The 23708-nt window shown below is 68.3% G+C and carries 21 protein-coding genes; 9 read left to right on the forward strand and 12 right to left on the reverse strand.

Going from position 1 to position 23708, the window contains the following annotated elements; all coding sequences use genetic code 11:
- Positions 1–30: 30 nt before the first annotated feature.
- Complete coding sequence (locus tag ACTIEW_RS00920) at positions 31–1026, reverse strand: cell wall hydrolase (protein ID WP_439476024.1); 996 nt, start codon at positions 1024–1026, stop codon at positions 31–33.
- A 559-nt stretch (positions 1027–1585) separates the two neighbouring features.
- Here ACTIEW_RS00920 and ACTIEW_RS00925 point away from each other — a divergent pair.
- Positions 1586–1771, forward strand: coding sequence for a hypothetical protein (locus tag ACTIEW_RS00925; protein WP_439476025.1), 186 nt, complete (start codon positions 1586–1588; stop codon positions 1769–1771).
- Between the two features lie 159 nt (positions 1772–1930).
- Positions 1931–2293, forward strand: coding sequence for a DUF6481 family protein (locus tag ACTIEW_RS00930; RefSeq protein ID WP_439476026.1), 363 nt, complete (start codon positions 1931–1933; stop codon positions 2291–2293).
- A 39-nt stretch (positions 2294–2332) separates the two neighbouring features.
- On the opposite strand, the gene ACTIEW_RS00935 is transcribed toward ACTIEW_RS00930, so the two are convergent.
- Complete coding sequence (locus ACTIEW_RS00935) at positions 2333–5980, reverse strand: PAS domain S-box protein (protein WP_439476027.1); 3648 nt, start codon at positions 5978–5980, stop codon at positions 2333–2335.
- Between the two features lie 260 nt (positions 5981–6240).
- Here ACTIEW_RS00935 and ACTIEW_RS00940 point away from each other — a divergent pair, with 260 nt between their 5' ends.
- The 3 genes from ACTIEW_RS00940 to ACTIEW_RS00950 all read left to right on the forward strand — a co-directional run bounded on the left by ACTIEW_RS00940 (position 6241) and on the right by ACTIEW_RS00950 (position 9651).
- A complete protein-coding gene (locus ACTIEW_RS00940) occupies positions 6241–7434 on the forward strand; it encodes a cell wall hydrolase (protein WP_439476028.1) in 1194 nt (397 codons plus the stop codon).
- 167 nt (positions 7435–7601) lie between these two features.
- Positions 7602–9188 carry a sensor histidine kinase gene (locus ACTIEW_RS00945; protein WP_439476029.1) on the forward strand — a complete coding sequence of 529 codons (1587 nt, stop codon included), beginning with the start codon at positions 7602–7604 and terminating at the stop codon, positions 9186–9188.
- 55 nt (positions 9189–9243) lie between these two features.
- The gene (locus ACTIEW_RS00950; protein WP_439476030.1) at positions 9244–9651 is read left to right on the forward strand and encodes a response regulator; all 408 of its coding nucleotides are present in this window, start codon (positions 9244–9246) and stop codon (positions 9649–9651) included.
- 10 nt (positions 9652–9661) lie between these two features.
- On the opposite strand, the gene trxB is transcribed toward ACTIEW_RS00950, so the two are convergent.
- Positions 9662–10672 carry a thioredoxin-disulfide reductase gene (trxB, locus tag ACTIEW_RS00955; protein ID WP_439476031.1) on the reverse strand — a complete coding sequence of 337 codons (1011 nt, stop codon included), beginning with the start codon at positions 10670–10672 and terminating at the stop codon, positions 9662–9664.
- Between the two features lie 67 nt (positions 10673–10739).
- Between trxB and ACTIEW_RS00960 the strand changes: the two genes are divergently transcribed.
- Entirely contained in the window at positions 10740–11054 is a 315-nt protein-coding gene (locus ACTIEW_RS00960) for a hypothetical protein (RefSeq protein WP_439476032.1), read from the forward strand.
- Here the strand turns inward: ACTIEW_RS00960 and ACTIEW_RS00965 are convergent.
- From ACTIEW_RS00965 to ACTIEW_RS00985, 5 genes are all read right to left on the reverse strand, one after another.
- A complete protein-coding gene (locus tag ACTIEW_RS00965) occupies positions 11051–12049 on the reverse strand; it encodes a mitochondrial fission ELM1 family protein (RefSeq protein WP_439476033.1) in 999 nt (332 codons plus the stop codon). The genes ACTIEW_RS00960 and ACTIEW_RS00965 overlap by 4 nt on opposite strands.
- A complete protein-coding gene (gene greA, locus ACTIEW_RS00970) occupies positions 12040–12513 on the reverse strand; it encodes a transcription elongation factor GreA (RefSeq protein ID WP_439476034.1) in 474 nt (157 codons plus the stop codon). Before greA ends, ACTIEW_RS00965 begins: the two co-directional genes overlap by 10 nt.
- Positions 12514–12648: 135 nt before the next feature.
- The gene (locus ACTIEW_RS00975) at positions 12649–12864 is read right to left on the reverse strand and encodes a hypothetical protein (RefSeq protein ID WP_439476035.1); all 216 of its coding nucleotides are present in this window, start codon (positions 12862–12864) and stop codon (positions 12649–12651) included.
- 100 nt (positions 12865–12964) lie between these two features.
- Positions 12965–13630: a glutathione S-transferase family protein gene (locus tag ACTIEW_RS00980; protein WP_439476036.1), complete on the reverse strand. Its 666-nt coding sequence runs from the start codon at positions 13628–13630 to the stop codon at positions 12965–12967.
- A 73-nt stretch (positions 13631–13703) separates the two neighbouring features.
- Positions 13704–15026: an amidohydrolase gene (locus ACTIEW_RS00985; RefSeq protein ID WP_439476037.1), complete on the reverse strand. Its 1323-nt coding sequence runs from the start codon at positions 15024–15026 to the stop codon at positions 13704–13706.
- 115 nt (positions 15027–15141) lie between these two features.
- On the opposite strand from ACTIEW_RS00985, the gene selD reads away from it, so the two are divergent.
- Genes selD through ACTIEW_RS01000 form a run of 3 tightly spaced genes read left to right on the forward strand, consistent with a single transcriptional unit; the run spans position 15142 to position 18539 of the window.
- Positions 15142–16185 carry a selenide, water dikinase SelD gene (gene selD / locus ACTIEW_RS00990; protein WP_439476038.1) on the forward strand — a complete coding sequence of 348 codons (1044 nt, stop codon included), beginning with the start codon at positions 15142–15144 and terminating at the stop codon, positions 16183–16185.
- Complete coding sequence (gene mnmH / locus ACTIEW_RS00995; RefSeq protein ID WP_439476039.1) at positions 16182–17234, forward strand: tRNA 2-selenouridine(34) synthase MnmH; 1053 nt, start codon at positions 16182–16184, stop codon at positions 17232–17234. Before selD ends, mnmH begins: the two co-directional genes overlap by 4 nt.
- Positions 17235–17243: 9 nt before the next feature.
- Positions 17244–18539, forward strand: a complete 1296-nt coding sequence (locus tag ACTIEW_RS01000; protein WP_439476040.1) for a dicarboxylate/amino acid:cation symporter — start codon at positions 17244–17246, stop codon at positions 18537–18539.
- On the opposite strand, the gene ACTIEW_RS01005 is transcribed toward ACTIEW_RS01000, so the two are convergent.
- The 4 genes from ACTIEW_RS01005 to carB all read right to left on the reverse strand — a co-directional run bounded on the left by ACTIEW_RS01005 (position 18536) and on the right by carB (position 23699).
- On the reverse strand, positions 18536–18982 hold the full coding sequence (locus tag ACTIEW_RS01005) for a PIN domain-containing protein (protein ID WP_439476041.1): 447 nt from the start codon (positions 18980–18982) through the stop codon (positions 18536–18538). The two genes, ACTIEW_RS01000 and ACTIEW_RS01005, sit on opposite strands and share 4 nt — an antisense overlap.
- Positions 18979–19407, reverse strand: a complete 429-nt coding sequence (locus tag ACTIEW_RS01010; protein WP_439476042.1) for a hypothetical protein — start codon at positions 19405–19407, stop codon at positions 18979–18981. Before ACTIEW_RS01010 ends, ACTIEW_RS01005 begins: the two co-directional genes overlap by 4 nt.
- Before the next feature lie 165 nt (positions 19408–19572).
- Positions 19573–19986, reverse strand: a complete 414-nt coding sequence (locus tag ACTIEW_RS01015) for a hypothetical protein (protein ID WP_439476043.1) — start codon at positions 19984–19986, stop codon at positions 19573–19575.
- Between the two features lie 230 nt (positions 19987–20216).
- Positions 20217–23699 (reverse strand): carbamoyl-phosphate synthase large subunit, encoded by a 3483-nt coding sequence (carB, locus tag ACTIEW_RS01020; RefSeq protein ID WP_439476044.1) that lies wholly within the window; start codon positions 23697–23699, stop codon positions 20217–20219.
- Between the last annotated feature and the right edge of the window lie 9 nt (positions 23700–23708).

Consider the following 23708-nt stretch of genomic DNA (forward strand, 5'->3'; position numbering starts at 1 on the left):
TCCGGACAGGGACGGCCGCGCCGGAGTGAATCAGGCCGTAGGAGCGGTCTGGACAGGCGCGTCGGCCGTCGAGACCGGCGTGGTCGTCACGGCCGCCGGAGCGGGTGTCGCGGTTGCCGGGGCCGGAGCGTCGGCGTCAGGACCACGTTCCTGGGCGACCAGCATATTGTAGGCGACAGCGCCGGCTTCGCGCACCGGACCCGTGGGGTCCAGACTGGCCTGGATCAGGCGCGGACCGTCCATCTCGCTCGACGGACGGGCGGCGTAGGAGAAGGCCTCGCGCGAACCGGAGCGGCCGCCGAAGCGATAGAACAGGTGGTCGCCAACCTGGCCGATGCGCACCAGTGAATGGCGCCAGCCCGGCGAGACGCCGGTGGTGTGGAAATGGGTGGCGTTGCCGACGTTGGCGTACACGGCCCCGGACAGGGCGGCGGAAGCCACTTCGCGCGCCCGGTTCCAGGCCGCTTGATTGACCCGCCCGCGCATCGAACCGTCGCAGGTGAAGCTGAACTGGCACCCCGTACGGCGACCAGCGCCCTGGAAGACCACACCGCAAACACTGTTGGGGAAGGCGGAATGGCGCACGCGGTTCAGCACGACCTGGGTCACGGCGCGCATGCCGTCGCGGCCCTCGCCGCGGGCTTCGTAATAGGCGGCCTTGGTCAGGCAATCGAGATCGCGCGAGGCGTCGAGCGTGCTGCCGAGACGGAAGGGCAGGGCCGCAACGGGGCCCGTCAGATTGACCCGGCGCAGGCTGGCGTCCGTGGGTTGGCCGCGCAGCTGTTCCAGACGGGCGGTCAAGAGCTCGGCCTGACGGTCGCGCTGGGCGCCGCCGGCGACGGTATAGGGATCATGCCGGCGCGCGATGGTCAGTGCGCTTTCGTCGAGGCCGCCGGCGGCCGCCGCAAGCGCTTCCTCAGTGAAACCCGCCGCGGTCGCGCCCTCGATGCGTTCAGCCTGGGCCCGCACGGTCGTGGCCTTGGCCGCCGTGCCGCCCAGATAGGCGCAGCCGATCGCCAGCCCCACCAATGCGCCGAACGCCGCCGCTGCTGATCCGGGCCGAATCCGGGCCGCACGATCAACAGGAGGGTTCACACGCGTGTGCGGGGCTTTCGGCAAGGGCTCAGTCCTGTACGACAGGGCGCAATGCCGCCCCCGGGTAGTCTCGCAACCGGGCGACCCTCTCCAATCCCTGGAGATCGGCGTCGCGATCCGCTTGCGGTAAATCGACGGTCAGCGAACGGGCTGAATATCGAGGACGCGCCTTAAGCCAGCCGTTTGTGGCGCCAATGTGGTTGATTCGCAAGATTGTTGTGCGTCGCAACATCGCAGAGCGTCCGGGCGGTATCCGGAAGGTCAGCGCCTGCGGGCGCTTTATAGTCACGCCCAGTGAAAGAAGGTGTTTCTGTAGTGTCCATCACAAGGACAACATGAAACCAGTGTCACGAGCGGTCCGCCGGATTGATAGCGGCCTCGACTGTTGTCTACAGCATCGTCCGAAAGACGCGATTGACTTGCGATGGGTGAACCGGAACCGGCGGAGGCTGACGGCGTTGAAGCTCCGCTATTGGAAGGGATTTTCGACATGAAGCGCACCATCATCACCCTTGTCGTCGCGACTGCCGCCCTCGCAGCCGCCGCCTGTGGTCAGACCATTGAGCAACGGGCCGCGACGGGGGCGATCGCCGGGGCTGTCGTCGCGGGGCCGATCGGCGCCGCAGTGGGTGGCGCGGCGGGCGCGGCGGTCGGCCAGGCCGAGAAGCCCAACTGACACAGTCGGCTTTCGAGTGAGCGGGGCGGCGGTCATCAACGCCTCGCGATCTTGATTTTCGCACCCATATAGGGTTAGCGACGCGCCGGGCTGCGCAGCAAATCACCCGGCCGCGTTCCAGCGCTTCCATAAACGATCAAGGACATCGACGCCCTCCGCATGAGAGATCTGAAACAGACCGGCTTCACGGACCGACTTTCGACCCAGCAGGAGGCCAAGAAGGCCCTGCTCGCCCGGTTCAAGCCCAAGACCGCCGCCCCCGATCCCGAATTCGACAAGCTGGCCGCCAAACGCGCCGCCGAGAAGGAGGCGCTGCGCCAGCAGCACGAACTGGCCAAGGCCGAATTGCGCCGTCAGAAGGCGGCGCAGGAAGCCATACGCGCCGAAGCCACCCGGGCGGCCGAGGAAGAGTCGGAAGCCGAACGCCGCGGGGCTCGCAAGGAACGCAAGGCCCTGACCAAGGCCGAGCAGAAGGTGGCGCGCGACGCCCGCTACGCCGCCCGCAAGGCGCGCACGCGCTGATCCCCATTCCGGTCGGCCGAAAGGCCGCCCGGCCTCGTTTCAGGTGAGTTCGCCCAGGATACGGGCCAGCTGCTCGCCGGAGTACGGCTTGCGCAGGAACGGCCAGGGCGCGTCGGCCAGGGCCGCATCCACATCCTCGCCGGCATAGCCCGAGGTCAGGACCACCCGCATGTCGGGGTAGTCGCGTCCGCATGACCGCGCCAGTTCGATGCCGGTCATGCCGCCGGGCATCACCACGTCACTCAGCATCATGTCGAACTTTTCGCGTTTCAGCAGGTCCAGCGCCTGCGGCGCGGTCTCGACCGCGCGCACTTCCAGCCCCAGGCTTTCCAGCAGCTCCAGCGCCACGACGGCGACGCTGACGTCGTCCTCGACAAGCAGCAGGCGGCGACCGGCGGCCATCGGCCGGGCCGCTTCCGGTCCGGCGTCGGCGGCGATACCGGCGGCCTCGTCCTGTGGCGGCAGAAACAGTTTGATCTCCGTTCCGCGACCAACCCTGGATGAGATCTGGGCGGCCCCGCCGCTCTGCCGGGCGAAGCCATAGACCTGGCTCAGGCCCAACCCTGTCCCCTTGCCCACGGCCTTGGTGGTGAAGAAGGGCTCGAACACCCGGGCGATCACTTCAGGCGGCATGCCCACGCCGTTGTCGGCGACGGTGACGCAGACATAGTCGCCGGCCGCGAGGTCAGCGACCTCGCCCGGCTCGACGGTGCATGACAGGGTCTGGACCGTGATCCGACCGTTGTCGCCCACGGCGTCACGGGCGTTGACGACCAGGTTCAGCAAGGCGGCCTCGAACTGGGAAGGATCGACGCTGACGTGGGCTCCGCCGCGCCGGAGCTTCAGTTTGAACTCCACGGCCTCGCCGACGGCGCGGCGAAGCAAGGGCTCGCTCTCGCGGATCTGGACGTTGAGATCGACGGCTTCGGGGCGCAGGGCCTGTCGCCGCGAGAAGGCCAGCAACTGGTGAGTCAGGCCCTCGCCGCGCCGCGCCGCCGCCAGCGCCGCCTCGCCCAGCTTCTGACGTTTGGCGGCGTCGTTGGGGGAGCGCAGCATGATGTCCAGCGCGCCGATCACAACGGTCAGCAGATTGTTGAAGTCGTGCGCCACGCCCCCGGTCAGTCGGCCCACGGCCTCCATCCGCTGCGCGTGCATCAGATCGGCCTCGGCCTTGGCCTTTTCCGCCAGCGCCTCGCCCACCCGCTCCTCGAGCAGTTCATTGATCCGCTTCAGGTCCTCTTCGGCGCGCTTGGCCTCGGTGACGTCGATATTGGCGCCGACATAGCCCTGGAAGGCGCCCGAGCCGTCAAACCGGGCCAGGCCTTCGCAGCGCAGCCAGCGCTCGCCCAGGACGGGATGAAGGATGCGGACCAGGCTTTCGAACCGGTCGCGGCGCTCGAAGGCGGTGTTGAAGGCGGCGGTGAACGCCGTAGCGTCGTCCGGATGGATCATCCGTCGCCAGCGGTCGGCGATCTGGTCCTCGGACTCGATGCCGAAGAAGGTGCGATAGCGGCGATTGGCGAAACTGGGCCGACTTTCGGCGTCCAGCATCCAGATCAGGGCAGGCGCGCTGTCCGCCACGGTGCGGAACCGGGTCTCGGATTCCATTAGCCGGGATTGAGCCTCGCGGATGTCGGTCACGTCGAAAGCCACGCCGACGAAGCCGATCACCTCGTTGTCGCCGCCCAGGCGGGGACGGGAGAAGGATTTGAGCCAGCGGTATTCGCCGTCGTGCCTGAGGTATCGGGCTTCCATCGAGAAGGGCTGACCCGAGGCCTCGCCCGCCAGCGACTCCTGAATGACCCGCTCATGGTCGTCCGGATGTATTACGGCGCGCCAGTCGGCCAGCCGCGCCTCTTCGTAGGTTCCGCCGTTGTAGGCGACATAGGCCTGGTTGACGAAAGCGCGGGTGCGGTCCTGCTGGGTCACCCAGATCAGCACCGGGGCGGTGTCGGCGATGGCGCGGAACCGTTCCTCGCTCTCGCGAACCTCGGCCTCGGCGCGGGTGCGTTCGATCTCGGTCCAGGCGCGCAGGGCCACGTCCTGCAGCAGGGCGGTCTCCGCCTCGGTCCATTCGCGGACTGTCGAGTGGTGGGCGTAGAGGAAGGCCCGCAGGCCGCCGCTCCGGATCACCGGCGCGCGCATCAGGGCCCGTGTTTCCAGGCGTTTGAAGACATCCAGCGCGCCGCGGGTGCGCGGGTCCTGCTGGACGTCGGGGATGTGGATCATCCGACCCTCCGCGAGGTCGGCGATCAGGTCGGCGCCGAGATCCTCGAGACTGAATTCTCCCTGGGCGCTGACCACGCCGGCCGTCCAGTCGCGGGTCATGGAGACCAGGCCGCGTTCCTGATCGACCTCGCCATAGCCGACGCGGTCCGCGCCGAGCTCGACGCCAAGGGCCCGCTCCACTTCGAGGATGACATCCTCGGACGACGTCAGGTCTCGCAGGCGATCCGTCAGGGCCAGCAGGAAGGACTGCCGCCGCTCCTGACGTTCGAGGGCGTCGAGAGCTTCCCGGGTCTCGGTAGTGTCGAACGACATGCCGACATAGCCAAGGAAGACGCCGTCTCCGGCGAAGCGCGGCTTGACCGATATCCGCATCCAGCGCCAGGCGCCGTCGGCGCGCTGGAACCGCGCCTCGAACCCGTAGGGCCGACGGTCAGGGCGGGCGGCAGCCATGGCGGCGTCGACGCCCGCCTGGTCGTCAGGGTGGATGGCCGCCTTCCAGACGTCGCCGAGGATGTGTTCGGCGGGCTGGCCGTAGAACTCGACAAGGGCCGCGTTGACGAACTCGACCCTGGCCTCGGCGTTGGTCATCCAGACGGGCGAGGGCGCCGTGTCGGCCATCAGGCGGAACCGGGTCTCGCTTTCACGCAGGGCCGCCTCGGCCGCGCGGGCCTCGGTTACGTCGGTATTGACGCCGATCAGCCCGCCATAGCGGCCGTCGGGCTCGATGCGCGGCTGGGCGTCGGTGTGCAGGACGCGCCACTCTCCATCATGACGCCGGAAGCGGGCTTCGGTCGCGAAGGCGGCGTGGCAAGCCGCCGCGTCCGCCGTTGCGGCCATGACCTGCTCAACATCGTCAGGATGGATCAGGGTGCTGAAATCGAAGCCATCCAGCGACTCCGGCGCGTCCCAGAAGGCGCGCTGGGCCGCATTGAGGTGGACGCAGCGTCCGGCCTCGTCGCTCATCCACAGCATGACCGGGGCGCGTTCGCTGATGAGGCGCAGCTGGTGTTCGCGATCATCGATGCGGGCATTGGAGCGGTGCAGGGCGTCGAGCGAGGCGTCGAGCGCACCGACCATGTCGCGGAGCGCCGAGGCGACGGCGGTGACGAAAAGGCCGACGATGACGAAATTGACGGTGGCCACGATCCCAAGCCGATCGACCATTCCGGCGCCGGCGGCGTCGAAGCCCACGACCACCCAGCCACCGAACAGGCAGACGCCGGTCGCCGTCAATCCCGCCAGTCGGCCCGCGGCCAGGGCGGCGACGATCACTGCGGGCAGCAGGATCATGAAGCCGGTCACATTGCCGTAGAAGAAACCGAGGTTGGCGCGAATGGCCAACATGATGGCCGCGGCGCCCATCCCGACCAGAATCGACACCCACCAAGGCCGAGACTTCACTCGCGCCAGCCGGGTCACGGCGCCGCCAATGGTGAACATCCGAACGAACTGCCTCAACGCGCTCATAGACCCCCACTCGCGCGCACGCGAAAACAGCGAACGTATTGGATCGGCTTGAGTTCCGACAAGCGTAGCGATTGCAGCCAGGCCTCGGGACAGATTCGGCTGCAGCGTTTGAAAGTGGCAAAAGGACAGGGTCTTTCACACCGGGAAAGCGTTGAGACTTGACCGACCCGGGCTTTTCCGCCTGAAAAGCGCCCCGTTGGCGCGCAATCTGCACGATCGGCGGGCAATGTCCCGGCTTGGGAGCTGACTATTTGGCCAGGATCGACTGGACCGCGAAGCTGAAGAGGATGCGCCGGCTACTGGCCGCCGCGCCCGTGGTTCTGGCCGCCTTCGGCGTGGCCATGGCCGCCAGCTCGACGCCGCGTCCCGAGATCGACCGTCGCGCCGAGTCCGTCCGTACCCTGACCGGTGGCGACCTCAGCGCCCGCGGGTTCGCCGCCATCACTGGCCGGATGGACCCGTCGCAGCTGGCGATCGCCCTGCGCCATGATCCCAATGAACACCGCGCGGCCCTGTATGGCCTGACGCCAGGCTGGGAGAGCCTGACGCTCGCAGGCCGGCCGACGCTGGACTTCGGCGCCACGGGTCTGGACGCGATGAAGCTGAACGCCGCGACTCCGAACGCTTCGCAATATCTGCGCGTCGCCGCGCCCTTCGTCTTCAAGCCCGCCACCGCCGAGGATCGCCGCCGGGCCCTGCGCTGCCTGACCCAGGGCGTCTATTACGAGGCCGCCCTCGAACCCACCGAGGGCCAGGAAGCCGTGGCCCAGGTCATCCTGAATCGCGTCCGCGACCCCAACTACGCCAACAGCGTCTGCGGCGTGGTGTTCGAGGGGGCAGAGCGCACCACCGGCTGCCAATTCAGCTTCACCTGCGACGGCGCGCTGGCGCAGGCGCCGGTCGCCTGGGCGTGGAACCGCGCCAAACTGGTGGCCGAGCGGGCGCTGGCCGGCCATGTCTCGGCCCGCGTCGGCACTGCGACCCACTATCACGCGGACTATGTTCACCCGTGGTGGGCGCCGACGCTGAACAAGCTGACCCAGATCGGCGCGCACATCTTCTATCGCTGGAAAGGCGTCTATGGAGAGCCGGCGGCCTTCCGCCAGACCTACGCGGGCCGCGAGCCCCTGATCGACGAGGCGCGCTTCTCGCGTCCCCGCATCCAGATCGTTTCGGCGACCGAGGCTGAACTGGCCCTCGGCGAGGCCGCCGCCAACGGCGAGAGCCTCATGCGAACGGTCGAGATTGACGGTCAGACGCGCGTCGTCGGCGTCGTCTCCCTGGGCGGCCGGCGTCAGGCCACCGCCACCGAGATCGCCGCCATCAACCAGCGCCTGGCGGCCTTTGAAACGCCGTCCACGCCCGCGCCGGACGAGCCGATTCGCAGGGCTCCGCCGGGGGTGACGGTCATGGATGTCGAGGAAGTGGGGCGCCCCGCTTCCTGATTTCGCACCCGGTGGAACCGAATGCCGGTTCGCGCATTCAGGCCCGGCGCGGGGAACAATCCAGACGTCGATCCGGACAATTGACCGGCTTTCAGGCCGTTTCGACCGGAGCGAATCTGGACCCTGACCGAACACCTCAGTGCGTGGGCGCTTCCGGAAGGGGCCGTTTGACCAGTTCGATCGCCAGCGATCCCGACGCGATTGAAGCCGAGCGGCTCCGTGTGCTGCGGTCCTTCGACATTCTCGACACCGATCCCGAACAGGCCTTCAATGACGTCATGCTGCTGGCGGCGCGCATCTGTGACGCGCCGATCGGCATGGTCAGCCTGGCGGTGGGCGACCGGCAGTGGTTCAAGGCCCGGGAGGGCGTCGACGTGCCGGAGATCGGACCGGCCAGTGCCTTCAGCCGGTATGCGATGCGGCAGCCGGGCGTGACACTGGTGCGCGACGCCAGCCTGGACCCGCTGTTCGCCGACCATCCTCTTGTGGTCGGCAAGTCCGGCTTCCGCTTCTACGCTGGCGCGCCGTTGATCGACGACCAGGGGCTGGCGCTGGGAGCCTTGTGTGTCATCGACACCCGACCGCGCCCGCAGGGACTGAATGAAATCCAGCTGATGACCATGGATGTGCTGGCCCGGCAGGTCATGGCCCTGCTGGAGCGGCGCCGCGCCCTCCGCGAGCGTCGGCGTAGCGACGAGGCCGCCACCGCCGCCGTTGAGGCCGCCCGTCTGGTGACCGAAAAACTGGCCGAGAGCGATGCTCGTTTTCAGGCCATCGCTGACAGCATGCCGCAGATGGTCTGGTCGTCCCGGCCGGACGGCCATCACGACTACTATAACGCCCGCTGGTACACCTTCACCGGCGCGGCCGAAGGCTCGGCCCTGGGCGATGCCTGGGGTGAGATGATCCATCCCGAGGACCAGGAGCGGGCGAGGACCGCCTGGCGGGCGTCCCTGTCCACCGGCGAGCCCTATGAGGTGGAGTACCGCCTGCTGCACCATACCGGGTCATATGCCTGGACCCTCAGCCGCGCCATGCCGATCCGCGATGCATCGGGGACGGTCACCCGCTGGTTCGGGACCGGAACGGACATCGACGAGATGAAGCGGCTGGAGCAGGCCAAGGCCTTGCTGAGTCAGGAGCTGAGCCACCGGATCAAGAATATCTTCGCGGTGATCTCGGCCCTGCTGGCCCTGTCGGCGCGGCAGTATCCCGAGGCGAAGGCCTTCGCCGCAGCCGCCCGGACCCGGATTTCGGCCCTGGCGAGGGCCCATGAGTTCGTGCGGCCGCATACGGAATCCAGCCGGCCCAGTCTGGATGGCACCACTCTGCACGCCTTCCTGCGCGACCTGTTCCTGCCCTATGATGAGGAGGGGGGGAGTCCCCGCGTGATCATCAGCGGCGACGACGCGGACTTTGATGATCAGGCGGCCACGCCCGTCGCCCTGCTGTTCCACGAACTGGCCACCAACGCCGCCAAATACGGAGGGCTGTCGGTCCCCGACGGTCGGGTCGCCCTGACCACCCTGCAGGACGGCGACCGCTATGTGATGACCTGGCGGGAGCGCGGCGGTCCGCCGGCGAATGGGATGCCGCAAGGCGCGGGCTTCGGCACCTCCCTGCTGGCGCTGTCGATCGAGGGACAGTTGGGCGGTTCACTGAAACAGACATGGGCTCGCGAGGGTCTGGAGGTCGTCGCCGACATTCCGGCTACGGCCCTGACGCCGCGTCGCGCCGCGCATCAATTGCCGTGAACCGCCCTCCTCGCCCTGCGTTGAGCCAGCAGTACTCCGTAGCGAATAAAGACTTATGACTGCCCGTATCCTGATTGTCGAAGATGAAGCCCTGGTGGCGATGGAGCTGCGCTTCGTGCTCGAGGATCTGGACTATGAGGTTGTCGGCACGGCGTCCGACGCGCGCACCGCGCGGGCTTTCGCCATGTGCGGCGGCGTTGAACTGGCGCTTGTCGACATCCATCTGAGCGACGGAGCCACCGGCGTCAGACTGGGTCAGGAACTGGGCCAGGAGTTCGGCGTGACCGTCCTGTACATGACCGCCAACCCCGGGATGGTCAGCCATGGCGTGCCCGGCACCATGGGGGTGCTGACCAAGCCGACGGATGAAGGGGCGGTCCGTGAAGCGGTTGAGTACGCCCTGCACCTGCGGCGTGGCGAACCGGCTCCGGTGGTCCCGGATGGATTGCAGATGTTCAGCTGAAGTCGGGGCCTTACCAGACTCCGATCTTCTCCGCCTGATTGTGCGAGATCGGGATGTGGGCGCGGGCGTGGTCTTCCTCGGCCAGGAAGCGGACGGCCTCCAGCGCGGCCATACAGCCCATGCCGGCGGCGGTGACGGCCTGGCGGTAGATGTCGTCGGTGACATCCCCGGCGGCCCAGACACCCTCGATGGCCGTGGCCGTCGTGCCCGGTTTGACCACCAGATAGCCGCCGGTCTTGGTCTCCAGTTGCCCGACGAACAGTTCCGATGACGGCGCGTGGCCGATGGCGATGAAGACGCCGTCGGCGGTCAGCTCGCGGGTCTCGCCTGTATTGACGTTCCTGAGCCGCGCCCCGGTGACGTTGACCCCGCCGAAGCTGTTGGTCTCGCCGAGGATCTCGTCGATGGCGTTATCCCAGATCACTTCGACCTTGGGGTTCGAGAACAGGCGATCCTGCAGGATGCGTTCGGCGCGGAACTCGCCACGGCGGTGGACGACCGTGACCTTCGAGGCGAAATTGGTCAGGAACAGCGCCTCCTCGACCGCGGTGTTGCCTCCGCCGACGACGATGACCTCCTTGCCGCGATAGAAGAAGCCGTCGCAGGTGGCGCAGGCCGAGACGCCGAAGCCCTGGTACTTCGCCTCGCTCTCGATCCCCAGCCATTTGGCCTGGGCGCCGGTGGAGATGATCACCGTCTCGGCGAGGATTTCAGTCCCGGAATCGAGCGTCAGACGGAACGGCCGCTGCGACAGGTCGGCCTTGACCACGATGTCCTCGATCACCTCGGTCCCGACGTGCTGCGCCTGGGCGCGCATCTGCTCCATCAGCCAGGGGCCCTGGATGACGTCGGCGAAGCCGGGATAGTTCTCGACATCGGTGGTGATGGTCAGCTGGCCGCCGGGCTGCAGGCCGGCGATGACGACCGGGTTCAGCATGGCGCGCGCCGCATAGATGGCGGCGGTCCAGCCGGCGGGGCCGGAGCCGATGATGGCGACGCGGACGGTTCGGGGAGTGCTCATGGCTTCTATTTAGGCGGTGATTCCCCTTCGCGCGATGTTAGGCTGAAGGGAAACTGGGGAGGATCGAATGGCGCAGACAAGCTACATGGGGATGGGCGTCGCTCTCGGCACGGCGATCGGCGTGGCGCTGGGGCTCGCCATGGACAACCTCGCGCTCGGCATTGGCGGCGGCATCGCCATCGGCGTGGCCATTGGAGCGGGAATGGATGGAAGCCGGAGCCGCAAGAAGGGCGACGGTTCCGGTTCTGACGGCGGGACGACCCAGGTTTCCGACGGCGACCGGCGCGACAAGAGCCCGGACGAAGGGTCGGATAGCGGCTCCGACAGCGGGTCAGATGGCGGGGGTGGAGCCGGAGGTGGAGATGGCGGCGGCGGCGACTAGCCCCTCCTCAGCCCCTCCAGAACAGCGCGCGCCGCCCGATCCGTTTCGGCCAGCGGCTCATAGGCCCAGCTCTCCAGAGACCCGTCGAACGGCCGCGCCGCGCCGCGTTCGCGCAGGTCGGCGTGCAGACGGGCGAATTTGTCCCCGGCCGTCAGCGGGATCATCGGCAGGATATGCACCGGCTTGCCCGTCGACGCGGCCTCGGCGGCCATGTTGGCGCTGTCCTCGGTGACGAGGATGTGGTCGGCGAAATTGAGGAAGGCGAAATAGGGGTTGGGCCCGTCGCCGTCCCAGATCAGGCCGGGCAGGTGTTGCAGCCGCGCGGTCATGACCGCCTTCGCCGCCGGGGGCGTGCGGCGGGAAAAGGTCAGCATCAGCGAACCGCCGGCGGCCTCCACGGCCGTCGCAGTCCGGTCGGCCAGGTCCTCGGCGTGCGCCTCCGGCAGGTCGAACGCGCGCGACCGTCCGCCGATCAGCACAGCGACGCGGGGACGGGGCAGGGCCTGCAGCCGGTGCGCGAAGGCGGCGGCGTCCCCGGCCAGCCGTTCCGCCGTCACCCGGTGAGGCGAACCGGTGATGGACAGGACATTGGGGCCGGCGACGCGGTCGTGGGCCGGCGCGACGACCAGATCATAGGCGGCGATGTTCCAGCGCGGGTCTTGGGTCTGGACCACGAAGGTCTTGCCGCCCGACCGTTCCCGGACCCGGGCCGAGAGCGGCAGCGTCGCGCGGCCGGTGGCGATCCAGATGTCGGGCCACGCCTTGCCGGCGGCGGGTTCGGTGGGATCGGACGACAGGTCCAGCATCCACGACGCCTTCAGCGCCGAGGGCAGTTTGTCGAAGAGGCTGCGCCAGCGGACGCGTTTGACTGTGATGCGGGACGAAAAAAGGCGCTGGACGGCTTCCGCCAGGCCCAGCGCCTGATTTTCCATGCCGGTCCGGCCGTCAGAGACGACCCAGATCGAAAGCGGGGTCTGGTCGGACCCTATTTCCACTCGACCTTGAGGATTTCGTAGGCCTTGACGCCGCCCGGGGTGTTGACCTCGACCACGTCGCCGACCGCCTTGGAGATCATGGCGCGGGCGATGGGGGAGGCGACGGAGATCTTGCCCGCCTTCACATCGGCTTCATGCTCGCCGACGATCTGGTAGCGAGCCTCGTCCTCGGTGTCCTCGTCGACCACGGTGACGGTGGCGCCGAACATGACCTGGTCGCCGTTCAGCCTGGTCACATCGATGACCTGGGCGCGGCTGATCTTGTCCTCGATGTCCGCGATCTGGCCTTCGATCCAGCCCTGGCGCTCTTTTGCGGCATGATATTCAGCGTTTTCAGACAGATCGCCATGCTCGCGCGCTTCCGAGATGGCCGAGATCACGCTCGGCCGCTCCACGGACTTCAATTGCTTCAGCTGATCGTCGAGGACACGGTAGCCCTCGGCCGTCATCGGCACTTTTTCCATATGTCGTGAGTTTCTTGCTTCGCCCGACTGAAGGTTTGGTGACGCCAGAGGTCGCTGGGCGCTTGCGACCGGCCAAAGAGACTAGGGCGCCAGGCCCGAAGGTTCAAGGGCAAACGCGCTTTATGGAGAATGCCGTTATGCGGCCCCCTTGCGCCGCCGCTCTCGAATTTGCTGGATATTGCCCCACGATTTGACCCGACCCACAAGGCTCAGGGCCAACCAGCCAACGGCCAAGAGGCCCACCAGCATGAACAGGCCGGACACAAGAACGGCGCCCGCGGCCATAAAGGCCAGGACAAAGGCGACGGCGGCGACAAGGGCGGCGATAACTTGAATGGTTCTGGGGCGCATGGGTCGTTAACGTCTGATTTGAAGGTGGGTTGCGGCCGAGTGGAGCCAGGGGCGCGGTTCTCCGCCACTGTGGCGCCGGCGCCAGCCTTTCCCGGAGGCCTCAGGCGTAGCTGTAGGGCCCGCCCCGCTCCAGCGCCCGCTGGTACGCCGGCCGGGCGTGGATCTTCTGCAGGAAGGCCTTCAGCTTCGCCTTGTCCGGACCGTAGGAGACCCGGCTGCCCGCGGCCTCGACCGGGAAGCTCATCATGATGTCGGCGGCCGAGAAGGCGTCGCCGGCGAACCATTCGGACCGGTTCAGTTCGGCCTCCCAAAAGGCGGTGTGGGCGCTGATCTGCGGGTCGATCATGTTTGCGTTCATCGCCTTGCTGATCCCCTTGGCCACGCCGCGGGCGAGGAAGGGCACGCGTTTGGGCAGCACGGTGAAGATCAGCTTCAGCAGCAGGGGCGTCATGGCCGACCCCTCGGCATAGTGCAGCCAGTAGGTGACCCGCCGCGCTGCGGGCGTCCCTGTGGCGGGCCGCAGACTGGCCGATGGATAGGTCTCCAGCAGGTATTCGATGATAGCCCCGGTCTCGGCAAGCCGCGCCTCGTCATCGTCCAGAACGGGCGACTTGCCCAGCGGATGGATGGCCTTGAGCCCGGGTGGGGCCAGGTTGGTCTTCGCGTCGCGCTGATACCGTTTCACCTCATAGGGAAGGCCCATTTCCTCGAGCAGCCAGAGGACCCGCTGCGAGCGGGAATCGTTCAGGTGATGGACGGTGATCATCTTACGGCTCCGCTTGGCCCGCGCAGTTGGCCCGGTTGACGCGACGTCGGTCCAGCGATTTCCAGCCGCCGCCTCATCCCTTCGGCATCAGCGCCTGCGCCGCCACGACCATGGCCTCGACACCGGTGACGACCGAGGGCTGGGGGTCGATGCGGAACAGGGGGGAGTGGTGTCCCGGCGCGGCAGCGACATCCGCCGCAGGGGTGCCGCCGACGCTGAAATAGACGCCCTTCACCCCGGTGTCGGGGGTGACGAACCAGGCGAAATCCTCGGCGCCCATGCCGGTGCGGGGCATGTCCACGAGCCGCTCGACCCCCATGGCCGCGCCGATGGCGGTCCGCACGCGGGCGGCGGTGGCGGCGTCATTGATGGTCGGGGGCGTGGTCTCGGTCGGCGAGCGGACGACGGTGGGCAGGCGGTCCTCGGACACGCCCAGCGCCAGGGCGGTGCCGCGTACGACCCGGTCGATGCCGTCCAGCAGGGCGAGCCGGGTTTCGGGATTGTCGGCCCGGACGGTCAGCTGCAGGTCGACCCGGTCCGAGATGATGTTGTGCTTGATGCCGCCGTGGAAGGACCCGACGGTGACTATGGCGCCCTCCAGCGGATTGATGCTGCGGCTGGGCAGGGTCTGCAGGTTCATGACGATGGCCGAGGCCACCACGATCGGATCGACTCCGAGGTGCGGATAGGCTCCGTGGGTGCCCACGCCGTGCACCTGGATGTCGACGCTGTCGGAGCTGGACGAGGTGATGCCCAGCGGCAGGTCGATCAGGCCGGTCGCGAGATCGGCCGAGACATGGAAGGCCAGGGCGATGTCAGGCTTGGGAAAGCGCGTGTAGAGGCCGTCCCGCACCATGGCCCGGGCGCCGAAGATGCGCTCCTCGGCCGGCTGGGCGATCAGCACCAGTGTTCCGGACCAGTCCTGCCGGCGGGCCATCAGTTGGCGGGCCGTGCCGATCAGGGCGGTGATGTGCACGTCATGACCGCACGCGTGCATGACGGGCTTCTCCACCCCGTCGCTGTCGGTCTGGCGGACGGTCGAGGCGTTGGCCAGGCCCGACGATTCGGCCAGCGGCAGGCCGTCCATGTCGGCGCGGATCATGACGGTGGGGCCGTCGCCGTTGCGCAGCACCGCGACCACGCCGGTGCCGCCCACGCCGGTGGTCACGTCATAGCCGAGGGCCGTCAGCTGGGCCGCCATGATCCCGGCGGTTCGCACCTCCATGCCCGACAGTTCCGGGTTGCGGTGGAAGTCGTCGAACAGGGCGCCGAGGTTGGCGTCATAGTCCGACGCGATGGCCTGGCGCAGCTCGACATCGGTCGAGCTCGTCTGGGCTTGGGCCGCCCCGGCCGTGAGCAGCGCCAGCGCCGCCGTCGTCGCAAGAAGAAGTCGCATCGTTCCGCCCCCGGTTTGAGACGCGAACATTGGTACGGCGGCGGCGGGCTGGCAACGGAGAATGCGAAGGACCCGACGGTTGAGTTCGACGGCGGTTTGGTCCTAAGCCCATGCCATGACCACGCCCGAACCGCGTCTGACCTCCCTCGCTCATGGCGGCGGCTGCGGCTGCAAGCTGGCCCCGGCGGTGCTGCGGGACATTCTGAAGGGGATGCCGCAGGCCGCGCCCTTCGCGAACCTGATGGTCGGAACCGAAACCTCTGACGACGCGGCGGTCTGGCGGTTGAACGACCAGCAGGCGCTGGTGGCGACCACGGACTTCTTCATGCCGGTGGTGGACGACCCGTTCCACTTCGGACAGATCGCGGCCACCAACGCCCTGTCGGACGTCTACGCCATGGGCGGTACGCCGATCTTCGCCCTCGCCATCGTCGGCATGCCGGTGAATGTGCTCTCAACGGAGACGATCGGGCGAATCCTGCAAGGCGGGGCCTCGGTCTGCGCGGCGGCGGGGATACCGGTCGCGGGCGGCCATTCGATCGACAGCGTCGAACCGATCTACGGTCTGGTCGCCCTCGGTCTGGTCCACCCGGACCACGTCCTGACCAACCGGGGCGCGCGCCCGGGCGACGTCCTGCTGCTGACCAAGGGGCTTGGCGTCGGCGTGCTCAGCGCCGCCTTCAAGCAGGACCGATTGAGCAAGGAGGGCTATCGGACCCTGAAGGAGACAACCACCCGGCTGAACAGCTTCGGCGCCAAACTGGCCGGCCGCCCCGGGGTGCACGCGGTGACAGACGTCACCGGCTTCGGTCTTCTGGGCCATGCCCTGGAGATGGCGCGCGGCGCGGACGCCACGGTCGAGATCACAGCCGATCCTCCGATACTGGCGGGCGTCCGGGACCTGCTGAGGGACGGCGTCCGCACCGGCGCCTCGGCCCGCAACTGGACCAGCTACGGCGCCGAGGTCGATCTGCCGGCCGGTCTCGAGGACTGGCGCCGCGATCTCCTGACCGATCCCCAGACGTCCGGCGGCCTGCTGATTGCGGTGGCCGAGGCCGAGGTTCGCGATCTGGAGGTGTTCGCGCGGATCAACGGCTCCGGCTTCGACGTCGTCGGGCGCGTCGTCGAGGGCCCGCCGCGGGTGCGCGTCGCCACATGATCCGCCGCACGGCCGATCTGTCGCCCGCCGCCCGCGACGGCTTCGACGCGATCATCGACGTGCGCAGCCCGGCCGAGTTCGCGCTCGACCACATCCCCGGCGCGATCAATCTGCCGGTGCTGGACGACGTCCAACGGGCGGCGGTCGGGACGGAATATGTCCAGGGCTCCAAATTCCTCGCCCGGCGCAGCGGGGCGGCCATGGTGGCGCGCAACATCGCGGCGCATCTGGAAGGCGCGCTGGCGGATCGCGGCGGGGGATTCAAACCGCTGGTCCATTGCTGGCGCGGCGGCCAGCGGTCCGGCGCCATGGTCACGGTGATGGACCAGATCGGCTGGCCGGTGACGGTGCTGGACGGCGGTTATCAGACCTGGCGGCGACAGGTGACGGCAGGGCTGTACGATACGCCCCTGCCGCATCGGCTGACCCTGCTGGACGGGCCGACGGGATCGGGCAAGACGGCTCTGCTGACGGCGTTGGCGGGTCGTGGGGTGCAGACCCTGGACCTCGAGGCGCTGGCGGCGCACCGCGGCTCGCTGTTCGGGGCCATACCGGGCGGCCAGCCGTCGCAGAAGGCGTTCGAGAGCCGCCTGCACGACGCCCTGTCGAGGCTCGATCCGGCCCGGCCCGTCGTGGTCGAGGCCGAGAGCAGCCGCATCGGCGCGCGGGTGATACCGCCGGCGCTGTGGGCCGCCATGAGCCTGGCCCCGGTGATCGAGATCGCCGCCCCGGTCGAGGCCCGGGTCGCCCATACCGTCGCGACCTATGCCGACATCGCGGCCGATCCGGCGACGCTTGACGCGGCGCTGGTCCGGCTGCCGCGCCATCATTCGAAGGCGACCATCGGCGAATGGCGCGCCATGGCCGCCCGCGGCGAGATCGCCGATCTGGCCGGTCAGTTGATCGAGGCCCACTACGATCCGGCGTATCTCCGCACCGGCGCCGACCGGGCCCGGCCGGTGCTGGATCGCCTCGTGCTGGATGATCTCTCGCCCGCTTCCATCGAAGCCGCGGCGCACAGACTGGCGGCGGGCCTCGACCCGGCCTAGCTTCCCCGTATGACCCAGTCCCGCACCGCCGCCCTGTTCTCCTCGCTCAGCCTGCGCGTCCTGCTGGCCCTGGCTGCCGGTCTGGCCGCCGGCGCGGCGGCGCAGACGTACGGGATCCCGGGCGGGACCGGCACGATCGCCCTGGTCGAGGGACTGGGTCAGCTGTGGCTCAACGCCCTGCGCATGACGATCATTCCGCTGGTCTTCGCCCTGCTGGTGACCGGCATCGCCTCCATCGCCGATGCGGCGGCGACCGGGCGGCTGGCGCTGAGGGCGGTGGTGGTCTTCGCCGTGCTGCTGGTCGGAGCGACCGTCTACGGCGTGGTGGCCTCGATGGGGCTGCACGCGATCTGGCCGATCGATCCGGCCGGGGCGCAGTTGCTGCTGGCGGGAGCGACGGGCGACGAGGCGGTGCGCGGCAGCGTCGGCGGCGGCGGCTTCTCCGCCTTCCTGACCAGCCTGGCGCCCGCCAATCCGATTCGCGCCGCGGCGGATGACGCCATCCTCGGCATCGTCGTCTTCGCCATCGTCTTCGGCTTCGCCACCACCCGCCTGTCGGCCCGCCTGCGCCAGCCGCTGACCATCTTCTTCGAGGCCGTGGCCGAGACCATGATCGTCATCGTCCACTGGGTGCTGCGCGCCGCGCCGATCGGTGTCTTCGCCCTGTCGCTGGGCGTAGGTCTGCGGGCTGGTCTGGGGGCCGCGGGCGTGCTGGGCCACTATATCGCGCTGGTCGTGCTGGCCCTGATCGGCCTGATCCTGCTGACCTATGTCGTGGCGGTCGTCTTCGGCCGGATCACGCTCGGCCGCTTCGCCCGCGCCGCCGCCCCCGCCCAGGTGGTGGCCTTCTCGACCCAGTCCTCGCTGGCCTGTCTGCCGGTGATGGTCGAACGGGCGATCGACCGGCTGGGTGTCTCGCCGGCGACGGCGGGTCTGGTCCTGCCGCTGGCGGTGGCGGTGTTCCGCATCACCTCGACGGTCGCCAACCTGGCCGTCTGCATCTATGTCGCCCACCTGTACGGCATCGCCCTGACGCCCGGGGTGCTGCTCGCCGGCGGAGTGACAGCCCTGGCCATCAGCGTCGGCACCGTCGGCCTGCCGGGTCAGGTCAGCTTCTTCGCCTCCATCGCCCCCATCGCCCTCGTCATGGGTCTGCCGCTCGAGGTCCTGCCCCTGCTGCTGGCGGTCGAGGTCGTGCCCGACATCTTCCGCACCATCGGCAATGTCACCGCCGACCTTGCGGCGGCGCGGATCGTCGAGGGGCGGGATGCGACGGCGGATCCGGAGGCGGCGTCGGGGATTTAGACGGCAAGCAGCGCTGCGGCGCGCGGCGAGAGCCCATCAGGGCCGAACGGATTGCAGATCTCCATGCCCAGAAGCGTTGCGCCGTCCTGCATGTCCTCGGTCAGGAGCGCCGTGCACCCGTGTCGTTTCGCGCAGGCGATCAGCAGGGCGTCCCAATAGCTGAGCCGCCCGCTCGCCAGCTGACCCAGGGCCACGTCCGCGTCCGCGCTGGCGGCGCCGAGCGAGTCGAACGTCGTCAGGATGTTTCGGGCGTACTGGGCCGCGACGAAGGGGGGCATCTTCATCTTGCGGATGGCCACGCTCTGCACCTCGCCGATGACCTGCAGGACGACCGGGACGCCCCGTTTGCTCGCGGTCGAGACCACCTGCGCGGCGATCGCCTGTTTCGCGGGCGCCGCGTCGTCCAGCAGATACAGGAAGACATTGCTGTCGATCGTGATCATCGGTCGTGGGCTTCGTCGCGTTCGAATCCGGACCCGTCCGAGCGCCACCCTTGACCCTGCATGGCCAACAGGGCCTCAAGCGACGCTTCCCGCTCCTCCGCCGTCCTGCCCAGCGCGGGGAAGAGGACGGACGCCCGACGGACGCCGTCCCGCTCGGCCATCAGCGACACGGACACCACCGCCCCTCGTCTTGACCGGTACAGATCACGCCAGAACGCCTGCGCCGAGCCCAGGGGCCGAATGCCCGGCGTCGGCCGGCCGTCCTTACCCTGATCCATCTTGCGCCATGTGCCGGCCACGCCGTCGACCTCCAGCTCGATGGTCTCTCCGGCCTCCAGCGCCTCGATGCGCGCGGGCAGGCGCAGATCGCCGTGCAGGTGTTTGCTCCAGATGACGTAGTCGCGAACCTCGGTGTGTGCGGTCATGGTTCCATCTCCTTCTGGAGAGGGGTTGTATGGGGTTCTATGGGGTACGTCAATAACCCCTGTATGCCCCTGCCGATGTCGGGACCGCAGAGACGGCCGGCTGTCCTTCGGACCCGGACCGGCAGACCTCGCTGTCCCGCCTCCCGCCACGCCTTCGGGCCCTCATCATTTCCGCCCCGCCGCCCCGTCCCACATCCGCTCCAGCGCCTCCATCGCCCGGGCCAGCGCGCACGCCTCGGCGGCCCGTCCCTCGCTGACCAGCCAGATGGCGCGGCGCAGGGCGCGTCCCATCGCCACCTCCGGATCGACCCATGGCGGTTCGGAGGCCTCCGCCAGCGCGGACAGGGGCGCGAGCACGGCCAACGGCGCCTCCCTCCCGCCGCGCAGGGGCTTGAGGTCCAGCCGTTCGGCGATGCGGCTCCGGGTCCAGCCCTCGGCCATGGCGCGTCGTCTCAGATTGGACAGGCCGACATCGAACCGTCGGGCCACCGACGGCGCCGACTCCCCGGCCACATAGGCGGCCCGGACCTGGGCCCAGGTCTCCGGGCCGCGATATTTGCGCAGGCGGTGGTGCTCCATCCGGCCACGATGACACTCGCCTGCGTCAGAAACGGACGCAGACGCCGCCCGGTGTCGCGCATGTCGCGGATGTCGCGGACCGTGTCGCGCCCCAGTCGAGCCTTTGTCGCGCCGGTCTCCCGCAAATGTCGCGACTATCCCGCCTGATTGTCCCGGAATTAACTGGCCGACCTGTCCAGCCCGACCCCGTCGTTCGGCGCTCCGGACTGGTCGAAATCGTCACGAATGGGTCAGTCGTGCGCGTAATCCTGAATCGGACGCACATCCAGCTCGCCGGCCTTGATCGCCCCGATGGCCTGCGACGCCGCCAGCGCCCCCGCCGTGGTGGTATAATAGGGGATCTTCATCATCAGGGCCGTGCGGCGCAGGCTGAAGCTGTCCTGCAATGACTGCTTGCCCTCGGTGGTGTTGATGACCAGCTGGACCTCGCGGTTCTTCATGGCGTCGACGATGTGCGGGCGGCCTTCCAGCACCTTCTTGACGAAGGCGACCTCCAGCCCCTGCTCGTTCAGGAAGCTGTGCGTCCCGCCGGTGGCCATAACGGTGAAGCCTTCGGCCAGCAGGGTCTTCACCGCCTCGACGATGAAGGGTTTGTCGCCGTCCTTGACGCTGACGAAGGCGCAGCCGGAGACGGGCAGGGTGGTGCCCCCGCCGATCTGGGATTTGGCGAAGGCGCGGGCGAAGGCGGGCGCCATGTCGGCCTCGCCCTCGCGCTTCCAGTCCAGCCCCATGACCTCGCCCGTCGACCGCATCTCGGGGCCCAGGATGGTGTCGACACCGGCGAAACGGGCGAAGGGGAAGACGGCTTCCTTGACCGCGATGTGGTCGTACGGCTTGTCCTCGAGGCCGAAGCTGGCCAGCGGCACGCCGGCCATGACCTTGGCGGCGATGGCGGCCACCGGCTGGCCGATGGTCTTGGCCACGAAGGGCACGGTGCGCGAGGCGCGCGGATTGACCTCCAGCACGAAGATGCGCGGTTCGGCGCTGTGCGGCTCCTCGATGGCGAACTGGACGTTCATCAGGCCGCGCACCTTCAGGGCCCGGGCCATGGCCTCGGTCTGGCGCTTCAGCTCGGCTATGGTGGCGTCGGACAGGGAGTAGGGCGGCATCGAACAGGCGCTGTCGCCCGAGTGCACGCCGGCTTCCTCGATGTGTTCGAGGACCCCGGCCACGAACACCGTCTCGTCGTCGCACAGGGCATCGACGTCGACCTCGGTGGCGCGGTTCAGATAGTGGTCGATCAGCACCGGGTCGTCGCCCGACACCCGCATGGCCTCGCCGACATAGCGGTCCAGCTGTTCGCGGTCGTGGACGATGACCATGCCGCGCCCGCCCAGCACGTATGAGGGCCGCAGGACGACGGGATAGCCGACCTCGTCGGCTTTCTGCGCGGCTTCCTCGGCGCTGCGGGCCAGGCCGTTGGGCGGTTGCATCAGGCCGATGTCGTGCAGCATGACCTGGAACCGCTCGCGGTCCTCGGCGAGGTCGATGGAGTCCAGCGACGTGCCGAGGATCGGCACGCCATCCTCGTGCAGCGCATGGGCCAGCTTCAGCGGCGTCTGGCCGCCGAACTGGACGACGACGCCGATCAGGTCGCCGGTTGCGCGCTCGACCTCGATCAGCTCCAGCACGTCCTCGGCTGTCAGCGGCTCGAAATACAGCCGGTCCGAGGTGTCGTAGTCGGTCGAGACGGTCTCGGGGTTGCAGTTGACCATGATCGACTCGACGCCGATGTCGGCGAAGGCGAAGGCCGCGTGACAGCAACAGTAATCGAACTCGATCCCTTGCCCGATCCGGTTCGGACCTCCGCCGAGGATGATGGCCTTCTTCTTGTCAGTCGGGTTGGATTCGCACTGCGGGACCTGACCGAGCGCGCCGGTCTCATAGGTCGAATACATATAGGCCGTGGCCGAGGCGAACTCGGCGGCGCAGGTGTCGATGCGCTTGAAGACGGGGCGCACGTTCAGGCCGCGGCGAAGAGTGCGGACCTGCTTCTCGGTCGTACCGGTCAGCTCCGCCAGTCGCGCGTCCGAGAAGCCCTTGGCCTTCAGGCGCCGGAACTCGCGGGCGGCTTCAGCGACTCCCTTCCCCTCGACGGGGAAGGGCTGGGGATGGGGTGGGGGCAGGGTGGCGGAAGCAGATGACGCGGAAGGCGCGGTCGAGGCCTCACGCGCCATATCCTGACGCGATGTGCCTCCACCCCCACCCAACCCTCCCCCGTCGAGGGGGAGGGCTTTGATGAGGTCGGCCCCGGGCAAACCTTTCACCCGCAGATGCCCTTCTTCCCGCACGATGTCGGCGATCTGGCGCAGGAACCACGGCTCGTAGGAGCAGGCGGCGTTGACCTCCTCGACCGACAGGCCGTGGCGGAAAGCCTGGGCGATGACCAGGATGCGGTCTGGCGTCGGCTGGCCGAGGGCGCGCACGACGGCGGCGCGGGCGCCGGCCTCGTCCTCGACGTCGACGACGCCGTCGATGTCGATCTCGTTGAAGCCGGTCAGGCCGGTCTCGAGGCCCCGCAGGGCCTTCTGCATCGATTCCTGGAAGGTCCGCCCGATGGCCATGACCTCGCCCACCGACTTCATCGATGTCGACAGGGTCGCCTCGGCGCCGGGGTATTTCTCGAAGGCGAAGCGCGGGATCTTGGTGACCACATAGTCGATCGACGGCTCGAACGAGGCCGGGGTGACCATGGTGATGTCGTTGGTCAGCTCATCCAGCGTGTAGCCGACGGCCAGCCGCGCCGCGACCTTGGCGATCGGGAAGCCGGTGGCCTTGGAGGCGAGGGCGGACGACCGCGACACGCGCGGATTCATCTCGATCACCACCATGCGGCCGTCGGCGGGGTTGATCGCCCACTGGACGTTCGATCCGCCGGTCTCGACGCCGATCGCGCGCAGGACGTTGATCGAGCCCGTCCGCATCCTCTGGTACTCTTTATCGGTCAGAGTCAGGGCGGGGGCGACGGTGATGGAGTCGCCGGTGTGCACCCCCATCGGGTCGATGTTCTCGATCGAGCAGACGATGATGCAGTTGTCCGCCTTGTCGCGGACCACCTCCATCTCATACTCTTTCCAGCCCAGCACGCTTTCCTCGACCAGCACCTCGGTGGTCGGCGACAGGTCGAGACCGCGTTCGACGATCTCGCGATATTCCTCGACATTGTAGGCGATGCCGCCGCCGGTGCCGGCGAGAGTGAAGCTGGGGCGGACGATGGCGGGCAGGCCGACAAAGGCCAGGGCGTCCTCGGCCTCGTCGATGTGATGGATGGCCTTGGAGCGGGGCGATTCCAGACCCAGCTTGTCCATGGCGTCGCGGAATTTCTGACGGTCCTCGGCCTTGTCGATGACGTCGGCCTTGGCCCCGATCATCTCCACGCCCCAGCGTTCCAGCGCGCCCGAGGCGTCCAGCGCCAGCGCCGTGTTCAGCGCCGTCTGGCCGCCCATGGTCGGCAGCAGGGCGTCGGGCCGTTCTTTCGCAATGATGCGCTCGACGAAGTCCGGCGTGATCGGCTCGATATAGGTGGCGTCGGCCACCTCCGGGTCGGTCATGATCGTCGCCGGATTGGAATTGACCAGGATGACCCTATATCCCTCGGCCTTCAGCGCCTTGCACGCCTGGACGCCGGAATAGTCGAACTCGCACGCCTGTCCGATCACAATGGGCCCCGCCCCAATGATCAGGATAGATTTGATGTCCGTGCGCCTAGGCATTGTTTTTAC

The sequence above is a fragment of the Brevundimonas sp. genome (genome assembly GCF_051860745.1).
GTDB lineage: Bacteria > Pseudomonadota > Alphaproteobacteria > Caulobacterales > Caulobacteraceae > Brevundimonas.

Bases quoted from the DNA above. Each gene is read 5' to 3' on its own strand.
- ACTIEW_RS00925 (WP_439476025.1), top strand. From the start codon at position 1,586: ATGAAGCGCACCATCATCACCCTTGTCGTCGCGACTGCCGCCCTCGCA.
- ACTIEW_RS00930 (WP_439476026.1), top strand. From the start codon at position 1,931: ATGAGAGATCTGAAACAGACCGGCTTCACGGACCGACTTTCGACCCAG.
- ACTIEW_RS00950 (WP_439476030.1), top strand. From the start codon at position 9,244: ATGACTGCCCGTATCCTGATTGTCGAAGATGAAGCCCTGGTGGCGATG.
- trxB (WP_439476031.1), bottom strand. From the start codon at position 10,672: ATGAGCACTCCCCGAACCGTCCGCGTCGCCATCATCGGCTCCGGCCCC.
- ACTIEW_RS00960 (WP_439476032.1), top strand. From the start codon at position 10,740: ATGGCGCAGACAAGCTACATGGGGATGGGCGTCGCTCTCGGCACGGCG.
- greA (WP_439476034.1), bottom strand. From the start codon at position 12,513: ATGGAAAAAGTGCCGATGACGGCCGAGGGCTACCGTGTCCTCGACGAT.
- ACTIEW_RS00975 (WP_439476035.1), bottom strand. From the start codon at position 12,864: ATGCGCCCCAGAACCATTCAAGTTATCGCCGCCCTTGTCGCCGCCGTC.
- ACTIEW_RS00980 (WP_439476036.1), bottom strand. From the start codon at position 13,630: ATGATCACCGTCCATCACCTGAACGATTCCCGCTCGCAGCGGGTCCTC.
- ACTIEW_RS00985 (WP_439476037.1), bottom strand. From the start codon at position 15,026: ATGCGACTTCTTCTTGCGACGACGGCGGCGCTGGCGCTGCTCACGGCC.
- selD (WP_439476038.1), top strand. From the start codon at position 15,142: ATGACCACGCCCGAACCGCGTCTGACCTCCCTCGCTCATGGCGGCGGC.
- mnmH (WP_439476039.1), top strand. From the start codon at position 16,182: ATGATCCGCCGCACGGCCGATCTGTCGCCCGCCGCCCGCGACGGCTTC.
- ACTIEW_RS01000 (WP_439476040.1), top strand. From the start codon at position 17,244: ATGACCCAGTCCCGCACCGCCGCCCTGTTCTCCTCGCTCAGCCTGCGC.
- ACTIEW_RS01005 (WP_439476041.1), bottom strand. From the start codon at position 18,982: ATGATCACGATCGACAGCAATGTCTTCCTGTATCTGCTGGACGACGCG.
- ACTIEW_RS01010 (WP_439476042.1), bottom strand. From the start codon at position 19,407: ATGACCGCACACACCGAGGTTCGCGACTACGTCATCTGGAGCAAACAC.
- ACTIEW_RS01015 (WP_439476043.1), bottom strand. From the start codon at position 19,986: ATGGAGCACCACCGCCTGCGCAAATATCGCGGCCCGGAGACCTGGGCC.
- carB (WP_439476044.1), bottom strand. From the start codon at position 23,699: ATGCCTAGGCGCACGGACATCAAATCTATCCTGATCATTGGGGCGGGG.